Source organism: Symbiopectobacterium sp., assembly GCF_051710365.1.
Lineage (GTDB): Bacteria > Pseudomonadota > Gammaproteobacteria > Enterobacterales > Enterobacteriaceae > Symbiopectobacterium.
In genome coordinates, this window is sequence record NZ_JBPETA010000004.1 from 1 (window position 1) to 24,003 (window position 24,003).

The 24,003-nt window shown below is 54.3% G+C and carries 17 protein-coding genes and 4 pseudogenes; 10 read left to right on the plus strand and 11 right to left on the minus strand.

Annotation, left to right across the window (positions count from 1 at the left end):
* Positions 1–335: 335 nt before the first annotated feature.
* Complete coding sequence (locus tag ACTBDZ_RS00690; protein ID WP_195312335.1) at positions 336–572, plus strand: major outer membrane lipoprotein; 237 nt, start codon at positions 336–338, stop codon at positions 570–572.
* 172 nt (positions 573–744) lie between these two features.
* On the opposite strand, the gene ACTBDZ_RS00695 is transcribed toward ACTBDZ_RS00690, so the two are convergent.
* The 7 genes and pseudogenes from ACTBDZ_RS00695 to sufA all read right to left on the minus strand — a co-directional run bounded on the left by ACTBDZ_RS00695 (position 745) and on the right by sufA (position 7,833).
* Positions 745–1,788, minus strand: coding sequence for a L,D-transpeptidase family protein (locus ACTBDZ_RS00695; protein ID WP_438813832.1), 1,044 nt, complete (start codon positions 1,786–1,788; stop codon positions 745–747).
* A 285-nt stretch (positions 1,789–2,073) separates the two neighbouring features.
* Positions 2,074–2,490 (minus strand): cysteine desulfuration protein SufE, encoded by a 417-nt coding sequence (gene sufE / locus ACTBDZ_RS00700; RefSeq protein ID WP_438813833.1) that lies wholly within the window; start codon positions 2,488–2,490, stop codon positions 2,074–2,076.
* A gap of 103 nt (positions 2,491–2,593) precedes the next feature.
* Positions 2,594–3,820 carry a cysteine desulfurase SufS gene (sufS, locus tag ACTBDZ_RS00705; RefSeq protein ID WP_438813834.1) on the minus strand — a complete coding sequence of 409 codons (1,227 nt, stop codon included), beginning with the start codon at positions 3,818–3,820 and terminating at the stop codon, positions 2,594–2,596.
* Positions 3,820–5,124, minus strand: coding sequence for a Fe-S cluster assembly protein SufD (gene sufD, locus ACTBDZ_RS00710; protein ID WP_438813835.1), 1,305 nt, complete (start codon positions 5,122–5,124; stop codon positions 3,820–3,822). The genes sufS and sufD overlap by 1 nt, the downstream gene beginning before the upstream one ends.
* Positions 5,099–5,845 (minus strand): Fe-S cluster assembly ATPase SufC, encoded by a 747-nt coding sequence (gene sufC, locus ACTBDZ_RS00715; RefSeq protein ID WP_438813836.1) that lies wholly within the window; start codon positions 5,843–5,845, stop codon positions 5,099–5,101. Before sufC ends, sufD begins: the two co-directional genes overlap by 26 nt.
* Before the next feature lie 108 nt (positions 5,846–5,953).
* Positions 5,954–7,450 (minus strand): annotated as a pseudogene (gene sufB / locus ACTBDZ_RS00720) (Fe-S cluster assembly protein SufB).
* Between the two features lie 8 nt (positions 7,451–7,458).
* Positions 7,459–7,833 carry a Fe-S cluster assembly scaffold SufA gene (gene sufA / locus ACTBDZ_RS00725; protein ID WP_291969044.1) on the minus strand — a complete coding sequence of 125 codons (375 nt, stop codon included), beginning with the start codon at positions 7,831–7,833 and terminating at the stop codon, positions 7,459–7,461.
* Between the two features lie 442 nt (positions 7,834–8,275).
* Between sufA and ACTBDZ_RS00730 the strand changes: the two genes are divergently transcribed.
* Complete coding sequence (locus ACTBDZ_RS00730; RefSeq protein ID WP_438813837.1) at positions 8,276–8,677, plus strand: hypothetical protein; 402 nt, start codon at positions 8,276–8,278, stop codon at positions 8,675–8,677.
* A gap of 57 nt (positions 8,678–8,734) precedes the next feature.
* Here ACTBDZ_RS00730 and ACTBDZ_RS00735 read toward each other — a convergent pair whose 3' ends face one another.
* The gene (locus ACTBDZ_RS00735; protein WP_438813838.1) at positions 8,735–9,151 is read right to left on the minus strand and encodes a hotdog fold thioesterase; all 417 of its coding nucleotides are present in this window, start codon (positions 9,149–9,151) and stop codon (positions 8,735–8,737) included.
* A gap of 12 nt (positions 9,152–9,163) precedes the next feature.
* A pseudogene (gene ydiJ, locus ACTBDZ_RS00740) lies at positions 9,164–12,219 on the minus strand (D-2-hydroxyglutarate dehydrogenase YdiJ).
* A gap of 372 nt (positions 12,220–12,591) precedes the next feature.
* On the opposite strand from ydiJ, the gene ydiK reads away from it, so the two are divergent.
* Both ydiK and apbE read left to right on the plus strand, forming a co-directional pair.
* A complete protein-coding gene (ydiK, locus tag ACTBDZ_RS00745) occupies positions 12,592–13,710 on the plus strand; it encodes an AI-2E family transporter YdiK (protein WP_438813856.1) in 1,119 nt (372 codons plus the stop codon).
* Between the two features lie 514 nt (positions 13,711–14,224).
* A complete protein-coding gene (gene apbE / locus ACTBDZ_RS00750; protein WP_438813839.1) occupies positions 14,225–15,271 on the plus strand; it encodes an FAD:protein FMN transferase ApbE in 1,047 nt (348 codons plus the stop codon).
* Positions 15,272–15,492: 221 nt separating this feature from the next.
* On the opposite strand, the gene ppsA is transcribed toward apbE, so the two are convergent.
* Positions 15,493–17,868: a phosphoenolpyruvate synthase gene (ppsA, locus tag ACTBDZ_RS00755; protein ID WP_438813840.1), complete on the minus strand. Its 2,376-nt coding sequence runs from the start codon at positions 17,866–17,868 to the stop codon at positions 15,493–15,495.
* 334 nt (positions 17,869–18,202) lie between these two features.
* Here ppsA and ppsR point away from each other — a divergent pair, with 334 nt between their 5' ends.
* Positions 18,203–19,024 (plus strand): posphoenolpyruvate synthetase regulatory kinase/phosphorylase PpsR, encoded by an 822-nt coding sequence (gene ppsR / locus ACTBDZ_RS00760; RefSeq protein WP_438813841.1) that lies wholly within the window; start codon positions 18,203–18,205, stop codon positions 19,022–19,024.
* A 330-nt stretch (positions 19,025–19,354) separates the two neighbouring features.
* Positions 19,355–20,401: a 3-deoxy-7-phosphoheptulonate synthase gene (locus ACTBDZ_RS00765; protein ID WP_438813842.1), complete on the plus strand. Its 1,047-nt coding sequence runs from the start codon at positions 19,355–19,357 to the stop codon at positions 20,399–20,401.
* Positions 20,402–20,551: 150 nt separating this feature from the next.
* Here the strand turns inward: ACTBDZ_RS00765 and ACTBDZ_RS00770 are convergent, their stop codons facing one another.
* Positions 20,552–20,731, minus strand: coding sequence for a hypothetical protein (locus ACTBDZ_RS00770; RefSeq protein ID WP_438813843.1), 180 nt, complete (start codon positions 20,729–20,731; stop codon positions 20,552–20,554).
* Positions 20,732–20,817: 86 nt separating this feature from the next.
* On the opposite strand from ACTBDZ_RS00770, the gene ACTBDZ_RS00775 reads away from it, so the two are divergent.
* From ACTBDZ_RS00775 to ACTBDZ_RS00790, 4 genes and pseudogenes are all read left to right on the plus strand, one after another.
* Positions 20,818–21,648, plus strand: a complete 831-nt coding sequence (locus ACTBDZ_RS00775; RefSeq protein ID WP_438813857.1) for a hemin-degrading factor — start codon at positions 20,818–20,820, stop codon at positions 21,646–21,648.
* A pseudogene (locus tag ACTBDZ_RS00780) lies at positions 21,645–22,174 on the plus strand (heme/hemin ABC transporter substrate-binding protein); the annotation flags it as partial. The gene ACTBDZ_RS00775 and the pseudogene ACTBDZ_RS00780, both read left to right, overlap by 4 nt.
* Before the next feature lie 62 nt (positions 22,175–22,236).
* Positions 22,237–23,227 (plus strand): annotated as a pseudogene (locus ACTBDZ_RS00785) (FecCD family ABC transporter permease).
* On the plus strand, positions 23,220–24,002 hold the full coding sequence (locus ACTBDZ_RS00790; RefSeq protein ID WP_438813844.1) for a heme ABC transporter ATP-binding protein: 783 nt from the start codon (positions 23,220–23,222) through the stop codon (positions 24,000–24,002). Before ACTBDZ_RS00785 ends, ACTBDZ_RS00790 begins: the two are co-directional and overlap by 8 nt.
* The last annotated feature ends 1 nt before the right edge of the window (position 24,003 follow it).

Consider the following 24,003-nt stretch of genomic DNA (forward strand, 5'->3'; position numbering starts at 1 on the left):
TTCAGTATTGGTGACAGACCACCACAAGTATCCAACCTCAATTCTATTCACAAGACCATCGTTGATGTTCTCGGCGAGCGATACCGTCGAATTTATTCTTAAAGTAGGTGCGGAATGACGGATCCACCTATTTCCGCAGAATATATCCCCAATTCGCATCATAAAATACCGCTGTTTTCATTCCTTTTTTAACTACTCTGTAAAACTCGCTGCTTCTTTGAGCGAACGATCAAAATTAAGCATGTTCTCATCAAAAATTTATTCTCATTAGAAAAAGCTTTGTGTAATACTTGTAATGCTACATGGAGATTAACTCAATCTAGAGGGTATTAAGAATGAATCGTACTAAACTGGTACTGGGCGCGGTAATCCTGGGTTCTACTCTGCTGGCAGGCTGTTCCAGCAATGCTAAAATTGACCAACTGTCTTCTGACGTTCAGACTCTGAACGCTAAAGTTGATCAACTGAGCAACGACGTGAACGCAATCCGCGCTGATGTACAGGCTGCTAAAGATGACGCAGCTCGTGCTAACCAGCGTCTGGACAACCAAGTTCGTACTTACAAAAAGTAAGAATTGGTTAAGTAGTGAAAATGGCGCACAGTGTGCGCCATTTTTTTTGCCTCCCGTTTTGCCTATTCAGCATATGTCGTTAACGCCTCCCGCAACCCACTGACGCACGTCACAAGATTCAGATAAACTGGCATTGAGAACAACATTTTCCGGCTTTCACCGAGGAGTGGCGTTAATGCGCGCTCAACGGTCGCTGAGCGCGTTTTATCGATGAATTAGTGGGATGGATAGGCGCAGCCTGATGCGTCTCAGGCGCTGTTAGCACAGGCTCCTGAAAATGCTCGACGCTTTGCCCGGCGCTGACCAGAATCGGCATCCCAGAACGGCGCACAATAGCATCGGCCACCATTTGGCTATCCGTTTCCGCCGCATGGATAAAGCTCTGAATCTGTTTATTCAGCGGGATTGCCATGGTTTGTGGATCGTCCTTGGACGTTTTAGACAGCGGCTGATGCACTTCAATGTAACGCTTGCCGTCAGGCTCCACCGAGGTTTTCACCGCGTCATTGATGATCTGCACTCGGGTGCCTACCGGTACGTTATTAAACAACCATTCAATGTCATCGGCACGCAGACGGATACAGCCGGAACTGACACGCATACCAATACCGAAGTTAGCGTTAGTGCCGTGCAGCAAATACACACCGCCATGGGCCGCCAGACACAGGGCATGCAGCCCCATCGGATTATCCGGCCCCGCCGGGACAACCGCCGGAAGTTTGATGCCCTCTTCTTCCAGATAACGCTTACGGATGTTGGCCGTCGGCGTCCAGGTCGGATTGGCACGTTTTTCGCTGACCGACGTGACCATCAACGGGGTGTTGCGCCCCTGCTGACCGATACCGATCGGGAAAACGATGACGGTGCCCTTCCCTTTCGGGTAATAGTAGAGACGCAGCTCAGCCAGATTGACGACAATACCCTCGCGCGGCGTATCCGGCAGCAGCATCTGCGTCGGGATGGTCAAGGTAGAACCCGGCGTTGGCAAATAGGGATCGGTGCCGGGATTGGCTTCCAGCATATTCAGCAGGCCAATTTTAAAATCAGACGCAATCGCTTCCAGCGGCCGACCATCATGGGGCACCGGGTAGGCAATGTTCTCACCGATCAGACGGCTGCCCGCGGGGGGCAATGGGTATTCGGTGGCGCTCGCCGCCGAGCTTCCTACCAGGTAGGTCGCCAGTATCATACCCAAAAGTGTAAACATACGCTTCATACGAAAATCTCTACAGGTTGACGTTATTATTCGTTTGCCATTGATACCAGCCGGGGCCTGAATGCGGCCACTTCCGTCGGATTCTGCAAGTGTAGCATGTCAAAAATACCCACAGGTTTTATTTGCTAATCAATGCGTTAATATGCAGTTCTTGACAAAGCACCACGACAGAATAAAAGGAGTTTCTGGTAATAACCAGTGGGGTAATCTGAAAAACCAGGCGGTTGGCGCGCAAACGCCGTGCTTGAATGAACCAGCCCGCAGTAAACGGGCTGGTTGGCAGGATCAGGCCAGGGTAAACGCTTTGGCGCGAATGGCGCGCAGCATCGCTTCCAGCCCCTGTGAGCGAGATGGCGTTAAATGCTGGCTCAGCGCCAGTTCCGCAAAGAAAGGTCGCACATCAAGCGCCAGGACTTGCTGCGCCGTCAATCCTTGATACAGGCCGAAGACCACGGCAACCAGTCCCTTGACGATAGCCGCATCGCTGTCACCGCTAAAAACCAGGTGGCCCTGCTCATCGCGCGTCATCACAATCCATACCTGACTCTGACATCCGGCAATCAGGTTCTCAGGTTGACGCCACTGCTCTGGCAACAGGTCTAAACGACCGCCCAGTTCAATGATATACAGATACTTTTCTTCCCAATTGTTGCAACGAGAAAAATTTCGCAACAATTTTTCTGGCTCTGGCAAGCTTGCCATGAATTCCTCCCAACAGGCTGACATGCACGCCCGCACCATTGCCGCCTGGCGACAACGCCAGAACAAAAAGACAAGGGGAAACACAGGCGCGCATAAAGGCTTATCAGCCTCCCAGCAAACGATGAATACGCTGTAGTCCGGCAACCAGCCGATCTATTTCTTCTCGGGTAGTATAAACCGCTAACGAGGCGCGGCACATACTGGGTACGCCATAATGTGCCATCAACGGCATCGCACAGTGATGACCGGTACGAATGGCAATACCGTATTGGTCTAGGAAACTGCCGACGTCATAGGCATGATGCTTGCCGAGGTTAAAGGCAATCACCCCTTTTCGCTCCGCCGGACCGTAGAGGATGATATCCGGTACCGTACTCAGCGCATCCAGCGCGTAGTGCATCAGCGCCGTTTCGTAATCGTGAATGGCGTCCAGCCCGATGGCGGAGACATAATCCAGCGCCGCACCCAGTCCCATGATCCCGCCCGTGTTGGGCGATCCTGCTTCAAAAAAGCGCCACGGCGCATCGGCATAGCGGGTGCCCTGCGTCAGGCTGACGTCACGAATCATCGCCCCGCCCCCTTCCCACGGCGGCATAGCATTGAGCAGCGCGTGCTTGGCGTACAGCACACCAATACCGGAGGGGCCGTATATTTTGTGGCCGGAAAAAGCATAAAAATCACAGTCTAACGCCTGCACGTCCACACGCTGATGCATCACAGCCTGCGCACCGTCCACCAGCACCGCGCTGCCAACCGCCCGCGCCCGCGCAATCAAGGTTTCCAGCGGGTTTTCCGTGCCCAGCACGTTAGAGACCTGAGCCACGGCCAGCAAGCGGGTACGAGTATCCAGCAGCGTATCCAATTGGCTTAAATCCAGCGTGCCTTGCGCCGTGAGTGGCAGCACGCGCAGCTCAACGCCTTGGCGTTCCGCCAGCATTTGCCAGGGCACAATATTGGCATGGTGCTCCATTTCGGTGATCAGAATATTGTCACCGGTTTGAATAAAAGCACTGCCGTAGCTGTTGGCGACCAGATTAATCGCTTCCGTGGTACCACGCACGAAGACGATCTCTTCCGCCGAGGCCGCATTGATATAGCGCGCAACCTGTTCACGCACCGCTTCCATCGCGCTGGTCGCCTGTGCGCTTAGTGTATGAATGCCGCGGTGCACCGCGGCATATTCATTACTGTAAAACGCCACTTCCCGGTCAATCACCGCCTGCGGTTTCTGCGCACTGGCGGCGCTGTCGAGATATGCCAGAGGCTGCCCGTTGACCTGCTGCGCCAGCACCGGGAAATCGCGGCGAATACGTTCAATCGGATAATTCATCAGGCCACTCCTGCCGCGTTCGGCAGACGCAACGCAATACGCTGCAACACCGCTTCTTGCAGCGTGTCGTTATCCAGCGCTTCCGTCAATTCGGCGGCAAACGCGTAGATGATCATCTGCTGTGCATCCTGTTGTGAAATACCGCGCGAACGCAGGTAGAACAGTTGCTCGTCATCAATACGTCCAACCGTGGCACCGTGGCTGCACTTCACATCATCAGCGTAGATCTCGAGCTGTGGCTTGGTATCCACTTCCGCCAGACGCCCCAGCAGCAAGTTGTTGTTGGTCATCTGTCCGTCGGTCTTCAATGCCCCTGGCGCGACCTTGATCATACCGTTGAACACCGCCCGGGCTTTGTCACTGACAATCGCCTTGTGCAGTTGGCGGCTTTCACCGTGGCCCTGATTATGTTCAAGGTAGGTACGGGTATCGCACACTTCGTTGCCAATCGGCAAAATCAGGCTGTTGATAGAAAGGTTGACGCCTTCACCGTTAATCTGTGCACTGGTGTGGTGCCGAGTTAATCCGGCACCCAGCAAGAAGCTGTGGCTGCGCACACGCGCATCCCGTTCTAATACCAGATCGTTGTGGGCGAAGTGGTAACTGGCGGCAGCCTCAAACGCCAGCTTGAGGTGTTTTACCTGGCTGTTGGCAGCGGCATGCACCGTCAGGCGCGTACCGGTGAAGTGCGCCTTGTCATCCAAACTGACGTAGTGCTCGATAATCTCTGCGCTGGCTCCCGCCCCGACATACAGATGGTGGCGCTGGTGTGCCATGTTCAGACTGGCAGACTGTCCGCTGCTGATATGCAGAATATAAAGTGGTTTCTCCGCCTGACATCCCGTCGGTAAACGGATGGCAGTGTGCTGCTCCGCCAGACTTTCCGTCAGGTGCAAAAACAGTTCGGGTTGAACCGCTGCCAGATCGGTGGGTGCCGCATGGGGCGCGTTCACCGCAATCTGGTAAGGCCCCCACTGCGCATCGCTCAACGCTGCGTTGAATACGCCATCAACAAACACCAGACGCCAACTTTCCAGCGCCAGTGCGTGTGCTGCCAGCGTAGCGTCATCAAGGGTCACGGCATCTGGCGCGCTGAACTGCTGCGCCAGCAACCCATCCAGCAGAGTGTATTTCCAATGCTCGTGTTTGCGCCCCGGCAAGCCGAGCCGCATCACTTCCTGCCAGTGGTGTTGCGCACTGGGTGCATCCGCCGCGCGTGAAGCGTTAAACAACGCCTGCCACTGCTGGAGCGTTTTGGCCTGTTTTTCAGCCAGCGTGTTACTGTTGGTCGGTAAGCCAGCCATAGCCTTGCTCCTCCAACTGTTTCACCAGCGAAAAATCGCCCGATTTGACGATGCGACCTTGATAGAGCACGTGCACATAATCGGGTTGGATATAATCCAAAATACGCTGGTAGTGCGTCACGATAATAAACGCGCGTTGTTGGTTACGTAGCGCATTAACGCCGTTGGCCACAATCTTCAGCGCATCGATATCCAGCCCGGAGTCCGTCTCATCCAGGATACACAGCTCTGGCTCCAGCGCAGCCATTTGCAGAATGTCATTACGTTTTTTCTCGCCGCCGGAAAAACCTACGTTGACCGAACGGGTCAACAAATCTTCCGGCATTCTGAGCAGTTTGATTTTATCTTCAATGAAATCGGCGAAATCGAATCGGTCCAGCGGCTCCTGCTCGCGATATTTGCGCACGGCGTTGACCGCGGTTTGCAGAAAGAACTGGTTACTGACGCCAGGGATTTCGACCGGGTATTGGAAGGCCATAAAGATGCCCTCACCGGCGCGATCTTCCGGGTCTAATTCCAACAAGTCTTTCCCCTTGAACGCCACCGTGCCGTCGTTCACTTCATAATCTTCGCGGCCTGCAAGCGTGGCGGAAAGCGTACTTTTTCCGGAACCGTTAGGTCCCATAATGGCGTGAACTTCACCGGGTTTCACCTCGAGGTTCAGTTCGTTCAGGATGGCCTTACCTTCAACGCTTACATGTAAATTCTTAATGCTTAACATAGTTTATCCTTGCGGCGTCGTGCCGAGCACGCCTGATAACATCAATTCGCGTAGGGTGCTGTCAGATTGACATTCGGCACCCTGCTGCATTTTTATTTTGCGATGCCCTTAGCCGACGCTGTGTTCCAGACTGATTGCCAGGAGCTTCTGCGCTTCTACGGCAAATTCCAGCGGCAGCTCCGAGAACACGTCCTTACAGAATCCGTTCACAATCATCGAAATGGCGTCGTCTTCGCTGATACCGCGTTGCAGGCAATAGAACAGTTGGTCTTCACCAATGCGTGAGGTTGTCGCCTCATGCTCCAACTGCGCGCTGTTGTTGCGCACTTCCACATACGGGAAAGTGTGCGCACCGCAGTCGCTGCCAATCAGCATCGAGTCGCATTGGGTGAAATTACGCGCATTGGTGGCAGTCGGCATGATTTTTACCAGACCGCGGTAGGTGTTCTCACTGTGACCGACAGAGATCCCTTTGGAGATAATCGTGGAGCGTGTGTTTTTGCCGATGTGGATCATCTTGGTCCCGGTATCCGCTTGCTGATGACCGCTGGTCAGCGCAACAGAGAAGAACTCACCCACCGAGTTATCTCCGCGCAAAATCACGCTCGGGTATTTCCAGGTGATGGCCGAGCCGGTTTCAGACTGAGTCCAGGACATCTTGGCATACTCGCCGGCGCAGAGCGCACGTTTGGTCACGAAGTTAAGGATACCGCCTTTAGCATCCTGGCCGGAGAACCAGTTCTGAACCGTAGAGTATTTTACCTCGGCATTCTTGTTGACGATCACTTCCACCACGGCGGCGTGCAGTTGGTAGCTATCGCGCACGGGCGCTGAGCACCCTTCGATATAGCTGACATAGCTGTCGTCATCGGCAATCAGGATGGTGCGCTCGAACTGCCCGGTCTTCGCCGCATTGATACGGAAATAGGTGGAGAGTTCCATCGTGCAACGCACGCCTTTCGGTATGTAGACGAAGGTGCCGTCAGAGGCTACCGCGGCATTAAGCGCGGCAAAAAAGTTATCGTTGGCAGGCACCACCGTACCAAGATATTGGCGCACCAGATCGGGGTGTTCCTGAATCGCCTCGCTGAATGAGCAGAAAATAATCCCCTGCTACGCCAGCTCTTCACGATAAGTGGTCGCCACCGATACCGAGTCAAAAATCGCATCCACCGCCACGGCTTGCCCTTCGCGCACCGGCACGCCGAGCTGATTGAAGGCATTTTCGACTTCAGCGGTCAGGTAGCTGTTCACCTCGGCAATGCTGGACTGCTGCTTGGCACCAGGTTCAGAGCCGCAGGTATCATCACAGTGACCGCATGACGGCGCCGAATAATAGCTGTACTCCTGATCGTCCAGCTTGTCATAGTGCGCTTTTAGCCAGTGCGGCTCCTCCATCTCCAGCCAGGCGCGGTAGGCGTTGAGACGGAACTCCAGCATCCACTCAGGTTCGTTGCGTTTGGCGGAGATCGCTCGCACCACCTCTTCATTGACGCCACGTCCCAGTTGGTCAGTAGGCAGTTCGGTGAAAAAGCCCTCTTTATAGCGGCCATCCCCCATCCAGATTTGCACATCATCAGGTACATCTACATTGCTACGCGCCATATCAGTCATCACTCAATGCCAAAGCTTTCGCCACACCCGCAGGCGTGCTGCGCTTTGGGATTATTAAATTTGAAAATCTGGTTCAAGCCTTCCCGCACATAATCCAGTTCGGTGCCATCGATAAAAGGCATCGCCTTTAAGGGGACGTACAGGTGTGCGCCCTCGCGCTCGAACACCAGGTCACCCGCATCCGGTGCTTTGACCAGATCCAGTACATAACCAAACCCTGCACATCCTGATTGCTTGACGCTCAAACGTAACCCTTTCACCGTGTCATCAGACTGGACAAGGCGCAGGATCTGTTGAGCGGCGCTGGCCGTCAGCGTCAGCCCTTTCCAGGTGTTTTCATCCAGTGAAAATGTTTCTACGTTTCCCGTTTGCATCCGCCGTACCTCGTTTCAGAAAAGCTCTGTCTGAGCCTAATGTTAGTGATAATGATTATTGCTTCAACCTCTTGTTTCGCAGGGGTATTTGTAAAATTTCACCGAATCCTGAAAAAAACCGTTTTTTTTTGCCTGCTCGCACGTTTATAGACTGACAATAAAAAAATAACCTGTTGATATAAAATAACTAATTTACCATCGCGTGACAGGTGAATGAATTAACATCAACATATAGTTATCATAATTATAACATTCATAGACGATACCTATTTTTAAAACAGGAAAAATCGTGACCGATTTTATGGTTTGATTGCGCATTTATTAACCATAAAAAGTCTTATCAGGCCGTATACTTTTTTTTCTCTGGCACGGGGCGATCGGTTGATCCCGATGAACATTATAAATATGATAATGATTATCATTAATATCTATGATGATCCCTATGCAGTCCGTGAATGCCTGGCTACAGCATCAGATTGATGAGTACAAATTCTTGATCCGGGATGTCACCGTCGATTTCTATATGGCCGAAGCGCGGCTGAATCGGCAGGAAAGCCATATCGATCACCTGCGCCGCTACCACAATGCCTGCATGGAGATGATCGATCTGTGCCGTAAGAACGGCGATGATGAGAGCTATCTGCATGCGCTGGTCAAGTTGCATAACCGATTGATAAAAGAGATTAATAACGAAGGGCGTTGCCATCTTTTCCGCGTGCAGAGCTATTATTTTGCACGCAACACGCTAAAGCTGATTTGCCATCAGCTCAGCCTTGAAGGCAGTTGGGATAAGGCCACCGCTTTTCAGACCGATTTTGTACGGCGCGTCCCCTTTTTGCCTTGAGGAGCGAGAGAATGAACATGCGCGCCGGTTGGCGCGCATTCAGTGATTGCAGAAAAATCAGGGCGTCACTACAGCCGTCGTAAGCCGAGAGGTGCAGCACATGCGGCCTTGCTCATCGTAAATATCAATTTGCAACATCTGATTACGGCGTCCCACGTGCAATGCGCGGCAGACACCACGCACCTCACCCGACGTCACTGCGCGCAAATGGTTGGCATTAATCTCCATCCCTACCACGCGCTGCTCCCCTTCGGTACACAGGTAGCCCGCCACCGAGCCCAGCGACTCCGCCAGCACCACCGATGCCCCGCCGTGTAGCAGACCGAACGGCTGACGCGTTCGGCCATCTACCGGCAAGGTGCCTTCCAGCGAATCGTCGTTAATCGCGGTATAGCGAATACCGACGTGCTCCACCATGCAGCCCTGACTTTGTTGATTCAGTTGATCCAACGTAACCGTTCTTCTCCACAGCATAACGCTCTCCTGTCAGACGAGGTCAAGTAGCGCCTGCAACGGATGACGCAACCCCTGGCCTTCCATACGCTTCACCTGGCTGCGGCATGAGTAACCCGTCGTCAGGCAGCGCGCGGAAGGTAGTTTTTGCAACGCCTGCTGCCAGGACAAGGCGTAGATCCCCTTGGAGTCAGCCAGGTTCTTGCTTTCATGACCATAGGTGCCTGCCATACCACAGCAGCCCACGTTGACGTTTTCCAGTCGCGCGCCGAAACGGGCAAAGATATCGGCCCACTGTTTGCTGCTGGTCGGCAGCGAGGTTGATTCGATACAGTGACCAAACAGATACCAGGCATCATCACGCGGCGCGGCCGTGGGCGTTCTCGCCGACAGCAGCGGCAGCAGCCATTCATGCACCAGTTGCACCTGAAAATCGCCGCGTTTATCACCCAGAATTTCACGGTATTCATCGCGATAACAGAGCACCAACGCCGGGTCGACGCCAATCATTGGCATGCCCAGCTTGGCAACCCGATTCAGGAAATCTGAGGTTTTGGCTGCGGTTTTAGCAAAACGGGTTAAGAATCCTTTGATATGCTGCGGCTTACCGTTAGGTGAGAAGGGTAGCAGTACCGGCTTGAGATCCAGTTTTTCCATCAGATGCACCAAATCGGCCACCACTTGAGCATCGTAATAGCTGGTAAACGGGTCCTGCACAATCAGCACATACCGATCGCGGGATGCGGCGGCAACACTTTCCAACTGCTCCAGCGTGGTGGTCATTGCCGGATGCCCGGCAAACTGCTGGCGCAGCGAAGGAGAAGAGAGTAACGGCAGATCGGTCATGCCGATCGTCCGGCGGCTCAAGGCGTCAACCAGCGGCATTTTCAGGAAGAAGTTGAAGGTTTTAGGGCTCAGAGCCATCAATGGAGCGTAACTTTCTACACCGGCCACCAGATAATCACGCGCGGGACGTAAATAGAGCGTGTGGTAAAGCTGGAGGAAACGTGCACGGAATCCCGGGACATCTATCTTGATCGGACATTGGGTTGAACAGGCTTTACAGGCCAGACACCCGGACATGGACGCTTTCACTTCATGAGAGAAGTCATATTCGCCTTTGCGCGCGCGCCAGCTGTTACGCGTCTTTTCAATCAAACCACGCAGGCTGGGCGACCGCGCGGTCAACGACTGCTCCAGCGCCACCGGATCGATCCCCTGCTCGGCAAGCAGGCGCAGCCATTCGCGCACCAGCGTCGCTCGCCCTTTCGGCGAATGGATACGGTTTCCGCTGATCTTCATGGAAGGACACATCGGACTGTTCACGTCAAAGTTGAAACACAGTCCGTTGCCGTTACACTCCATCGCGCCACGGAACGAGGTACGCACCGTCAGCGGAATGCGGCGATCGAAGGTGCCACGCTTCTCGGCATCAATACGCATCATCGGCGCATCGACGGCCAACGGCGCGCAAATCTTGCCGGGGTTAAGGCGGTTATTCGGATCGAAGGCGGCTTTGATGTGCCGCAGTTCGTTATACAGTTCTTCGCCAAAAAAGGCCGGGCTGTATTCGGCGCGGAACCCTTTACCGTGTTCCCCCCACAGCAGGCCGCCATATTTGGCCGTCAGCGCAACAATCTGATCGGAAAGCTGTTTCATCAGCACTTCCTGTTGCGGATCGCACATGTCAAGGGCCGGACGCACGTGCAGCACGCCCGCATCCACGTGTCCAAACATGCCGTAGGTCAGGTTATGGCTATCGAGCAGCGCACGGAACTCGACGATGTAATCCGCCAGATGCTGTGGCGGCACACAGGTATCTTCCGCAAAGGGGATTGGCTTGGCCTGCCCTTTACTGTTACCCAGTAGCCCCACCGCTTTTTACGCATGGCGTAAATGCGCTCAATCCCAGCAAGGTCGTGGCAAATCTGATAGCCGATCACCCCCGCCTCATGGGCCGCGAGCAGACCATCAATGCGCTCACATAACGCACGTACTTGCCCATCAATCAGCGCTTCATCGTCCCCAGCGAACTCAACGATGTTCAGGCCCTGCATATCCTGACCGGGCACGTCCTGAATCAGTTCGCTGACGGAGTGCCAGACGATATCTTCGCGCGCCAGATTCAACACGCGGGAATCGACGGTTTCCACCGAAAGCGCCTTGGCTTCCACCATAAAAGGCGCGCTGCGCAGCGCTGAATCGAAGGAATCAAACTTGACGTTGACCAGACGCCTAACCTTTGGCAAGCGCGTAATATCCAGCTTGGCCTCAGTGATAAAGGCCAGCGTCCCCTCTGCGCCCATCAGGATGCGCGTCAGGTCAAACGTTTGCATATCATCGCTGAACACGTGGCGCAGATCGTATCCGGTCAGGAATCGGTTCAGTTTGGGGAATTTATCGAGGATTAGCGCACGCTGGTCGCGGCAACGTTCAAAAACGGTGCGGTATACACGCCCTATCGGTGAAGATTCTTGCGCCAATTGCTGCGCCAGCGCCACAGGCATCGCCTGAGTATCCAGCATGTCACCGCCCAACAGCACGGCACGCACGCCAAGGACATGGTCCGAGGTTTTGCCGTACACCAGAGAGCCTTGCCCTGAGGCATCAGTGTTGATCATGCCGCCAAGGGTGGCGCGGTTACTGGTAGACAGTTCCGGCGCAAAGAAATAACCGTAAGGCTTGAGATACTGATTGAGCTGATCTTTGATCACCCCTGCTTCAACGCGAACTCAACCTTCCTCGGGATTGATTTCCAAAATCCGGTTCATGTAGCGCGACATATCCACCACAATGCCCTAGTTCAGCGCTTGCCCATTGGTGCCGGTACCGCCGCCGCGCGGGGTAAACGTCAGTTCACGGTAAGGCTCTTGTACTGACAACTGCGCCAGCAGCGCCACGTCTGCCGTCGATCGGGGAAACACCACCGCATCGGGCAACAGCTGATAAATGCTGTTGTCGGTCGACATGGTTAAGCGATCGGCATAGCTGGTGGCAGTATCGCCGGTAAAACCACGTTGCTTCAAAGCATCCAAAAAATTAAGCACCGGCTGAGCCAGCACAGGTGCATGAGAGATCTGTGGGATCATTATGTGTTGACCCTGTCTGTCGACTAAAAAAATAATTAGCGTGTTGTGAGTGTGTTTATTGTAAAAATCATTGTGCGAATTCGCGATTTTACGTTTTATCACATTTCGGCGTTGTGCGCCGCCATCCTAAGAAAAACTTTTTGCCTAGCGGCCCAGCATGATTTTTGGAGCCCTGTCCGTGAATGCGTTAACAAAATAGCTCACACGCTGTCAAAAACACGAGAAATGCCCCATGATAAGTTATCCCCGCCGGATGACCCGAGCGATCGCAGGGAACTTGTTCAACGTCGGGTCTCTATACAGAGGTATTGTCCATTGACGAAGTCATCATCGCCCAAACCGCTGGCCGCGCACTCTCCACTGTCTGCAACGATGCAGCAAAGCGCACGCCAGCAGCGTTTTGATTTGCCCCGTATCCTCTTTAGTCTGATGTTTATCACTATCATGATCATCGCCTGTTTCTGGGTGGTGCAACCCTTTATTCTGGGCTTTGCCTGGGCCAGCATGGTGGTGATTGCCACCTGGCCGCTGATGCTGAAAATGCAGAAGTTACTGTGGGGCAAGCGCGAGCTGGCGGTAACCGGCATGACGCTGTTGCTTTGCCTGATGTTTGTGATGCCGATTTCCATTCTGGTCAGCACGGTGATGGACAACACCTCCGCCATCGTCAGTTGGGCCTCCGGGCAAGAGAAACTGACGCCCCCTCGTATGGAGTGGCTGACATCCCTGCCTTTTGTCGGCGACAGGCTATTTTCAAGTTGGCACAGTTTGCTGCAAAGTGGCGGCAGCGGCGTGTTTGCCAAAGTGCAGCCCTATATCGGCCAAACCGCTACCTGGCTGTTATCGCAAGCGGCCCACATTGGACGTTTCCTGATGCACTGTGGCCTGATGCTGATTTTCAGCGCCCTGCTTTACTATAAAGGTGAAGCGGTTGCCCAGGGAGTGCGCCACTTTGCGCTTCGCCTGGGACGCGAGCGCTGTGATGCTGCGGTGATCCTGGCAGCACAATCGATTCGTGCCGTCGCGCTCGGTGTGGTGGTGACCGCCATCGTACAATCGGTGCTGGGCGGTATTGGTCTCGCCATCTCCGGCATCCCCTACCCAACCTTGCTCACCGTCGTGATGTTCCTGTTCTGTCTGGCGCAACTGGGACCGCTTCTGGTGCTGATCCCCGCGATAATCTGGCTCTATTGGAGCGGTGATACCACCTGGGGCACCATTCTGTTGGTGTGGAGTTGTGTGGTGGGCACGCTGGATAACGTCATCCGCCCGATGCTGATACGCATGGGCGCCGATTTGCCCATGCTGCTGATTCTGTGTGGCGTGATTGGCGGCCTGTTGGCATTTGGCATGATCGGCCTGTTTATCGGCCCAGTGGTGCTTGCCGTTTCATACCGCTTGCTCTCTGCCTGGATGAAGGAAACGCCGTTGCCAGAAATCATTGCGGATGCATCACCATCGCCAAACGATCGTCCGACACACTCGCAGTAAGAACGGCCGCCGCAGTGTGACACTTTAGCGCTGCGGCAAATCCATCAATAGATAAATAATCTTAATTATTTACATGCAACACCCACGGATTATTCTGATTTACTATGGGTAAGCGGCGATATTACATCAAATACTTTGACAACCTGCATCTCTGCGTAACAAATCCATTAAAAAAACGTTAACCATTAGGATGATTCTTAATGACTTAATGCCCCACAGCTTCTAGCATTATTCATGAAACGATTGTCAACCGTTGTCTTGCTGAACAAACGCTTTTTGTAAGGACAACGCGAGTTTGCCAATGAGGTTTCCTCCTCGTCAGAGCTAGTAACGAATTGCTGTGTGTAGTCTTTGCCCATCCCCTAAGGTGAGCATTTTTTTTGTGGTTTATCCTGTACTTTCCCGCTGCTGTTACTGAGAAATTGCGCCTCATCCTGTTTTTATCAATCTCCGCTTTGCAAGCGCGCATTAATGGATTATTTCTAACGTCTCTTTTTATCAGGAGTCATTTTCTATGTCACATTCCCCACTAGCACGCAGGGTGTGCCTGATTCTGGTCAGTCTGGCGGTCTACAACACCGCGATGGCCGACAGCCGGCCATTGACCAGCCTGGAAGGTAAAACCATGGGGACCTTTTACAGCGTAAAGATCAGCGGCGATCTGCCTGAAGATAAAGCGCATCTGCAACAAGAGATCGATGCCCTGCTTGAACAGGCCAACAACGATATTTCCACTTACCGTGAAGACTCCATTCTGTCGCGCTTTAACCGCTATCAAGGCAGCGATCCGCAACCCATTCCCGGCGGCATGGCAGACATTATTCTGGTGGCCCAGCGCATTGGCCGGGCGACAGACAATGCCATGGATATTACTGTGGGGCCGTTGGTGAATCTGTGGGGATTTGGGCCGCAAAAACAGCCGGTGACCATTCCTACTCAAGCGCAAATCGATGACGCCCGTCAGCGCGTCGGCTTGCAGCACCTTACGCTTACCAGCAACAGCAAGGGAGAGTGGCTGCAAAAAGATTTGCCGTCGCTGTATGTGGACCTCTCGACCTTGGGTGAAGGCTACGGTGCCGATCTGTTGGCGCAGTTGATGACACGCAAGGGCATTACCAATTATCTGGTTTCAGTCGGCGGTGCCATTTCAAGTCGCGGGGTCAATGGGCAAGGGATGCCGTGGCGGGTGGCGATTCAGAAACCTACCGATAAGGAAAACGCGGTGCAAGCGGCAGTCGATCTGCAAGGGTATTCCATCAGTACGTCCGGCAGCTATCGCAACTATTTCGAGCAGGACGGCAAACGCTATTCCCACGTCATCGACCCCAGCACCGGCCACCCCATCAATCATACGCTGGTGTCTGCCACGGTGATTGCCAAAACCGCGCTCGAAGCGGACGGTTGGGACACAGGGTTAATGGTATTGGGAACGGAAAAAGCGCTGAAAGTGGCCGAGCAGCACGGATTGGCCGTTTATCTGATCACCAAAACCGACAACGGATTCGAAACGGTGATGACTCCCCAGTTCAAAGCCTTCTTGCAACAAGAGGCTAAACCGTAACACCGGGTGAGGTTGCTGATAAACAGCCCTGCTCCCCCTCTCATTCCTCTCTCGTCATCCTCGGCGAAAGCCGGGGATCTCTGTGAGAATAAACGCGTTTCTTCTGCTCGAGATTCCCGCCTTCGCGAGAATGACAGTGGTGGAGGGAATGACGAGAGGTAAAGTGACTCAGTCATCAGTCTCAGGCCCCGGCTTTGCCGGGGCCTGCTACTACTGCACGATTACTTTTCTGCCAGCGTTAACCAGGTCTGCACCACGGTATCCGGATTGAGCGACAGGCTGTCGATGCCTTGCTCCATCAGCCAGATGGCAAAGTCTTCGTGATCGGAAGGGCCTTGTCCGCAAATCCCCACGTATTTCCCCTGTGCCTTGGCTGCTTTGATCGCCATCGAAAGCAGCGCTTTCACCGCGTCGTTGCGCTCATCAAACAGTTCAGACACCACGCCGGAATCGCGATCCAGCCCCAACGCCAAGTGCGTCATGTCGTTAGAGCCGATGGAGAAACCATCGAAGTGCGCCAGGAACTGATCCGCCAGCAGCGCGTTCGACGGGATCTCACACATCATGATCACCTTGAGGCCGTTCTCACCGCGCTTGAGCCCTTGCTGCGCCAGCTCAGCAACCACGGCTTCCGCCTGTGCCACAGTACGCACAAACGGGATCATCACTTCCACGTTGGTCAGCCCCATGTCATTACGCACGCGTTTCACCGCAGCACATTCCAAGGCAAAGCACGCTTTAAAATGCGGTGACACATAGCGCCCGGCACCACGGAAGCCCAACATCGGGTTTTCCTCATGCGGTTCATAGCGCTCGCCGCCCACCAGGTTGGCGTATTCGTTGGATTTAAAGTCGGACAGACGCACAATAACGCGTTTCGGCCAGAACGCCGCCGCCAGTGTGGCGATCCCTTCCGTCAGGCCCGCAACGTAAAACTCGACCGGATCGTCATAGCCCTGCATCAGCCCTTTGATCTCTTTTTGCAGTTCTGGCGTTTGACTGTCGAACTCCAGCAACGCACGCGGGTGCACGCCTATCATGCGGTTAATGATAAACTCCAACCGCGCCAGACCGACGCCATCGTTGGGCAGGCAGGCGAAATCAAATGCCCGATCGGGATTCCCCACGTTCATCATGATTTTCAACGGCACCGAGGGCATCTCGTTGACTTGTGAACTCTTGACCTGAAACTCCAGCAGATCGGCATAGACGTATCCGGTGTCCCCTTCCGCACAGGATACGGTGGCTTTTTCGCCGTCATGGAGACGCTCAGTCACATCGCCACAGCACACTATCGCAGGAATACCCAGCTCACGCGCAATAATCGCTGCGTGGCAGGTGCGCCCGCCACGATTGGTCACGATAGCCGCGGCTTTCTTCATGATCGGCTCCCAATCCGGGTCGGTCATGTCAGTCACCAGCACATCCCCCGCCTGCACCAGGTGCATTTCGCTGATATCCTGAATCACTTTTACCGGGCCGGCACCGATACGGTGACCGATGGCACGGCCTTCCGCCAGCACCTTGCCACGTTTAATCAGTTGGTAACGCTCCATCACCTGACCGTTGGAGCGTACCGTCTCTGGCCGCGCCTGTACGATGTAGAGCTTACCGGTGTGCCCGTCTTTCGCCCATTCGATATCCATCGGGCGACCGTAGTGTTTTTCAATCAGCAGCGCCTGATGCGCTAACGCTTCCACTTCGGTATCCGTCAGGCTGAAACGCACGCTCAGTTCTGCGGGCACATCCTCAATACGCACCTGCTTGCCGTGAGCCTGGCTGTCGGCATACACCATGCGGATTTTTTTCGAACCCATGGTACGGCGTACAATGGCTGGTTTTCGGTTAAGCAACGTCGGTTTGTGCACGTAAAACTCATCCGGGTTCACCGCCCCTTGCACCACCATTTCCCCAAGGCCGTAGGCGGACGTGATAAACACCACTTGATCGAAACCGGATTCCGTATCCAGCGTAAACATCACCCCCGATGCCGCCAGATCCGAACGCACCATGCGCTGCACCCCAGCGGAGAGCGCCACACCACGATGATCGTAGCCCTGATGCACACGATAAGAGATGGCGCGATCGTTAAACAACGAAGCAAACACATGCTTCACCGCCACCATCACCGCATCGATACCCTGCACATTGAGGAAGGTTTCCTGCTGCCCGGCAAAGGAGGCATCTGGCATGTCTTCTGCCGTCGCTGAAGAGCGCACCGCAAAAGAGGCCTCTTTTTCCCCTTCGGCCAGTTGATCGTAAGCCGCGCTGATTGCCTGCTCCAGTTCAGGCTGGAACGGTGTGTCGATAATCCACTGACGAATTTGCGCACCCGCTTTGGCTAGTTGGTTCACATCATCGATATCGGTACGATCCAGCAACTCATAGATTCGCTGGTTGATACCGCTCTGCGTAAGGAAATCGTTAAACGCCTGCGCCGTTGTCGCAAAACCATTGGGAACCGATACGCCAAGTTCTGACAAATGAGTGATCATCTCACCCAAAGACGCATTCTTGCCGCCCACCCGCTCAACGTCATGCATACCGAGCTGGTTATACCAAAGGACATTACGCAAATCAGGGCCGTTATTGGACATCGAAAATAATCCTTTCTGCATACGATTTCGGCCTGCATACCACAGGGTATGGAGACCATTAGGGATATGTAACATGTTGGTTGGGCAATTGCCTCAACGCCATGAATGTAGCATAGCGTTTAACAAACTTGGGAAAGGTGAATCGTTCAACCTATGAAATAAAAACGATTTCACTGCTGAATCTTGCTTAACGGGGTAAAAATACAATACTGTAAAAGTTTAACTGGTTTATCATGAAGATAATGAAATTGAGTTTCATTAAAAATATCGTTCAACGCCAATTTTTGAACGAGTTTAGTAACGCTTTTTCGCAGAAAAAAATGCAGGGGTTGATGTGGAAAGAAGCGTCTTTTATATCTCCGATGGTACCGCCATCACCGCTGAAGTATTAGGCCATGCGGTGCTTTCTCAGTTTCCTGTCAACACGGTCAGCTACACGCTGCCGTTTGTGGAAAGTGAAGAGCGCGCCAACGCGGTACGCGAGCGTATCAATACGCTCTACCAGCAAACGGGCGTGCGTCCTCTGGTGTTCTATTCCATCATTAGCCAGACGGTGCGGGATATTATTAACAGCAGCGACGGTTTTTGTCAGGATATCGTGCAGGCGCTGGTGGCGCCATTACAAGGAGAGCTCAATATTCCTCCCGCGCCGGAGGCCAATCGCACCCACGGTCTGACCGCTAAAAACCTCGGCAAATATGATGCGCGCATCGCCGCCATTGACTATACCCTCTCCCACGACGATGGCATTTCATTACGCAATCTCGATCAGGCGCAGGTGATTTTACTCGGCGTGTCCCGCTGCGGCAAAACACCCACCAGCCTGTACCTCGCCATGCAGTTTGGCATTCGCGCGGCCAACTACCCTTTCATCGCCGATGACATGGACAATTTACGCCTGCCTGAAGCGCTTAAACCGTTTCAACACAAACTGTTCGGCCTGACCATCAATGCCGAACGTTTGGCAGCGATCCGTGAAGAGCGGCGCGGCAACAGTCGTTATGCGTCGTTACGTCAGTGCCGAATGGAACTGAGCGAAGTAGAAGCGCTGTTTCGACGTCACCAGATCCCTTATCTCAACACGACAAACTACTCCGTGGAGGAGATTTCCGCCAAGATCATCGACATATTAGGCATGAGTAGTCGCATGTACTAGTACATTATCATTTTTTAACAAAAGCGGGTTGAATTGCCCCCTGATTCGGTTATCGTGGACGTCATGACTTCCCGACATGTCGTCGTAGCGAAGCAACCCATTTGGTAGGAGACGGGGAAAAACTGACACTCGCTTAGCGCCCAAGCGTCCCGCCGCCGTCTGACACGATGCGCGAGTCATTTCACCATAGCCTTATCTTCAGGAAGATAAACGCAGTGTGAGCGATGATTTATTTCTATGCGCGTTACCCCTTGGTTCAGCGGCGTTTCTTTGCGAGACGAACCGCCCTGCGACACGGTCCCCTGACCGACCCGTAAGCAGAGATATTGCATGTTAAAAACTGATGAGTTACGCAGCCAGCGGCTCGATCGTCTGATCGCGCCGCAGGTGCTGCTGGCGCAATTGCCGGTTACACCTGCGGTTGCGGAAAACATGACAACGTCACGAAATAGGATAGAAAATATTCTTACCGGAAAAGATCCCCGGTTGCTGGTGATCGTTGGCCCCTGTTCTATCCACGATGTTGATGCTGCGCTCGATTATGCACGGCAGCTCGCTACACTGCGTGCCCGCTATCAGGATCGGCTGGAAATCGTGATGCGCACCTATTTTGAAAAGCCGCGCACCGTTGTCGGCTGGAAAGGGTTAATTTCCGATCCTGCCCTTGATGGCAGCTATCAGGTCAATCACGGTCTGACATTGGCACGCCGTCTGCTGCTGGATATCAACGCGCTTGGTCTACCAACAGCAACAGAATTTCTGGATATGGTCACCGGGCAATACATTGCCGATATCATCAGTTGGGGAGCCATTGGCGCGCGAACCACGGAAAGCCAGATCCACCGCGAAATGGCCTCCGCCCTCTCCTGCCCAGTGGGTTTCAAAAATGGCACCGACGGCAATCTGCGCATCGCTATTGATGCCATCCGCGCCGCGCGCGCGTCGCATCTGTTTTTATCGCCAGATAAACAAGGGCAGATGACCATCTACCAGACGCACGGCAACCCCTATGGCCACATCATTCTGCGCGGCGGGAAAAATCCCAATTATCACGCTGCCGATATTCAGGCCGCTTGCGAACTGCTGCGCGAATTCGCTTTGCCATCACAGTTGGTGGTGGATTTTAGCCACGGCAACAGCTACAAACAGTACCAGCGACAAATGGATGTGTGTGCCGATGTGTGTCAACAGATACGTTCGGGTTCGCGCGCCATTGCAGGTGTTATGGTGGAAAGCTTTCTGGTTGAAGGTCAGCAACCGTTGGCTGCGTCGCAAACGCTGGTTTACGGCAAATCGATTACCGATGGCTGCCTGAGCTGGCAGGACACTGAAACCCTGCTTGCACAGTTAGCCGATGCGGTAGACAGCCGCTTCTAACGCCCTACTGCCTTTCAACCGCGCACGGCCATTTCTGGTCGTGCGCTGCCGCTCCATCATCCTCTGCTGGCTTACCTGTTTCCGACGTATTAAGAAATCTTCACTTGATGTCACCTTTCGGCAACATGAAAATGATTCTCATTTATTAAGTTAATTATTTCTAATACGATAATATCCATCGCAGAACGACCACAGGAACAGACAATGCCGAACGCGATTTATGCTCAATACCTGCAAGCCAAAAACAACAATCCCCGCCAGTACGCTCGTGATATCGCCACGGCGCTCGGCATCAGTGAAGCAGTGTTGACGCACGCACGCGTCGGTCATGATGCGCAACGCTTGCAAGGGGATGCCAAGCGCTGGCGCTGGAGAAGGTGGGCCAGACCAAGTCCATCACGCGCAACACCTATGCGGTGCACGAACAGGTTGGCGTTTACCAAAATCAACATTTGGACGGCCATGCGGGGCTGATCCTCAATCCTTACGCTCTGGATCTTCGCCTGTTTTTGCATCAGTGGAATGTGGCATTCAGCCTGCGGGAAGAGACCGCACGCGGCGAGCGTCAGAGCATTCAATTTTTTGACCATCAGGGTGATGCTATCCTGAAGGTGTATGCCACCGAACAGACCGATATGACGGCATGGGACGCCTATCTGGCCGAATTTGTCACGGACGTTAACCCTGAGGTGCAGTTACGTCCGGAAACCCCGGCGGCCACTCAGGCTCCCAGCATCGACCAGGCGGCATTTGAAGCCGAATGGCGTGCCATAACGGACGTACACCAATTTTTCATTCTACTTAAACGCTACAATCTTACGCGTCAACAGGCTTTCCGCGCCGTTAAAGACGATCTGGCCTGTCGGGTCGATAACAGCGCCCTGTCGCAGGTTCTGGCCGCAGCGCAGCAAGATCAAAACGACATCATGGTGTTCGTTGGCAGCCGTGGCTGCGTACAGATTTTCACCGGCCCTATCGCCCGGGTGGAGAAAATGGCGCAGCACGCGGAATGGATCAACATTTTCAACCCGGATTTCATCCTGCACCTGATTGAAGATGCGATTGTCGAAAGTTGGATCACCCGTAAACCGACCGCAGACGGTGTCGTCACCAGCCTGGAACTCTATGCGGCTGATGGCACGCAAATCGCACAGCTGTTTGGCCAGCGCACCGAAGGCACGCCAGAGCAGGTACAATGGCGCAAACAAATCGAGGCGCTCACCGTAAATAAGGAACTGGTCACATGAAAAACTGGCTTTACGCACTGCTCCTGACGCTGCCACTAGGTGCCAGCGCCAATGAGAGCATCGTCTCCATTGGCGGTCGATGTCACCGAAATCATCTATGCGCTTGGCGCTGAGCAGCAGCTTATCGCTCGCGACAGCACCAGCACGCACCCGGCCGCAACGAAAGCGCTGCCAGATGTTGGCTATATGCGTCAGTTGAATGCGGAAGGCATTCTGTCGTTAAAACCGTCGTTAGTGATTGCCAGTGAGTTGTCACAACCCTCTCTGGTGCTCAAGCAAGTGGCAGACAGCGGCGTCAAGGTGATCATGGTGCCTGCACAACCGACGCTGGACAGCATTCCGGAAAATCGACACGATTGCACAGGCGTTGCACAAAGAGAGCGAAGGCAAAGTGCTGACCGACCGTTATCAGCAGCAGGTGTCCGCCGTGGCACAGCAACCGCTGCCCGTCAAAGCGCTGTTTGTTCTCAGCCACGGTGGCATGACCGCCATGGCGGCAGGGAAAAATACGCCCGCCGAAATGCTTGGCTTTACGCTGGAAACCCCTGCGCTGTTAACCACGCTGCGTCACGCCGCCAAGCAGATAAAATGAGACTACGGCAACGTCCCCGCCTGGTTCTGGCGGGGCTGATGTGTTTCACTCTGCTGCTAATGCTGGGTGCCGCCAATATGGGGGCACTCACCCTCTCCTTCCGCCAACTGTGGCATGCTCCGATCAGCGACCCGCTGTGGCATATCTGGCTCAATATTCGCCTGCCGCGCGTCCTGCTGGCACTGCTGGTGGGCAGCGCGTTCGCCGCGGCCGGCGCCGTGATGCAGGGGCTGTTCCGCAACCCTCTGGCTGACCCCGGCTTGCTGGGTATCAGCAGCGGAGCGGTGTTGTTTGTCGCGTTTGCGCTGTTGGTGCCTTTGGGGCTGCCTCCGTTATTAGCACTCTACAGCCCGATGTTGGCCGCCTTCGCCGGCAGTCTGGCGGTGACAACCATCCTGTTTATGCTGGGACGCGATGAACGTAGCGGCGTTACGCGTCTGCTGTTAACCGGTATTGCCCTGAATGCGTTGTGTGGGGCAGCGGTTGGCGTACTGACCTACATCAGTAACGATCAGTAATTGCGTCAGTTTTCACTGTGGGGCATGGGCAGCCTGGGACAAGCGCAGTGGCCGGTGTTGCTGGTTGCCGCTTCGCTGGTCGTTCCCGCGATGGTGTGCGTACAGTGCAATGCCCGCAAACTCAATCTGCTCCAGTTGGGTGATGAAGACGCACACTATCTGGGCGACCAAGCTGATATTACTGCTGCTCAGCGCGCTGCTGGTGGGCACCGCGGTAGCGGTCAGCGGCGTGATTGTGTTTATCGGACTGGTTATCCCGCATCTGGTTCGCATGAACCTGAGTGCCGATCACCGCTGGTTGCTACCCGGCTCAGCGCTGGCAGGCGCGGGGTTGCTTATCGCGGCCGATACGTTGGCTCGCACGGTGCTGGCTCCGGCGGAAATGCCCGTGGGTTTGCTCACCAGTCTGATAGGCGGTCCCTACTTCCTATGGCTCATTGTCACGCACAAGGGACGAACCCATGACTAATCGCCTGACGGCCCAACATCTGCACTATCAGGTCGCCGGACGCACATTGATTGATGATGTTTCGTTGGACATCAACTGCGGTGAGATCGTCGCGATTATTGGCCCGAATGGTGCGGGAAAATCCACGCTGCTGCGTCTGCTCACCGGCTATCTGGCAGCCGACAACGGTGAATGTCAGTTGGCCGGAAAAGCGCTCACAGACTGGCAGCCTGATGCTTTGGCACAAACCCGCGCCGTAATGCGTCAGCACGGTGCGCTGAATTTTCCGTTTAGCGTGCGCGACGTGGTTGCCATGGGACGTGCGCCCTATCGCCACGATCGTGCAGGTGGCAGCGTGGTCGATCATGTCATGGCGTTAACCGAATGCACGGCGCTGGCCCAACAGGATTATCGCCATCTTTCCGGCGGGGAACAGAAGCGCGTGCAGTTGGCACGCGTGCTGGCGCAGTTATGGCACCCGACACCGACGCCCTGCTGGCTGTTTCTCGATGAACCGACATCGGCACTCGATCTCTATCATCAGCAACACCTGCTGCGTCTGCTTAAGCGGCTTACACAACAGCAGCCTCTTGCGGTGTGCTGCATCCTGCACGACCTGAATCTGGCCGCGCTGTATGCCGATCGCATTGCACTGCTGCATCAGGGAAAACTGGTGGCACAAGGCACGCCGCAGGCGGTATTGCAAAGCGAAACGCTCACGCAGTGGTATCAGGCCGACGTGCTGGTACATCCGCATCCAGACGACGCGACGCCGCAAGTTTTTCTGCGCCGTTAGC